The sequence below is a fragment of the Marinobacter iranensis genome, from assembly GCF_029207565.1.
Taxonomy (GTDB): domain Bacteria; phylum Pseudomonadota; class Gammaproteobacteria; order Pseudomonadales; family Oleiphilaceae; genus Marinobacter; species Marinobacter iranensis.
Genome location: NZ_JANCMW010000429.1, coordinates 1 through 232, shown reverse-complemented (window position 1 = coordinate 232; position 232 = coordinate 1). Strand labels below are relative to the sequence as shown.

Below are 232 nucleotides of genomic sequence, written 5' to 3'. Positions count from 1 at the left end.
CGCGCCCGCCACGGTGGCGACGCTGCCCTATGGCGACATCGCGGCATTGGGGATCATCGCGACCCGGGCCAAGACCATCCTGGCTCTGGCACAGGGATTCGCGAGCGGGTCCGTGGTCCTGGAACCGGGCGCCGATGCCGATACCTCCATCGAACGATTGCGGGCGTTGCCGGGCATCGGGGACTGGACCGCGCAATACATGGCCATGCGGGCGCTGGCGTGGCCCGATGCC

General features: G+C 69.8%; 1 pseudogene. It reads left to right on the top strand.

Annotated elements, in window-relative coordinates:
• Positions 1-232 (top strand): annotated as a pseudogene (locus NLU14_RS22970) (adenosine deaminase); the annotation flags it as partial.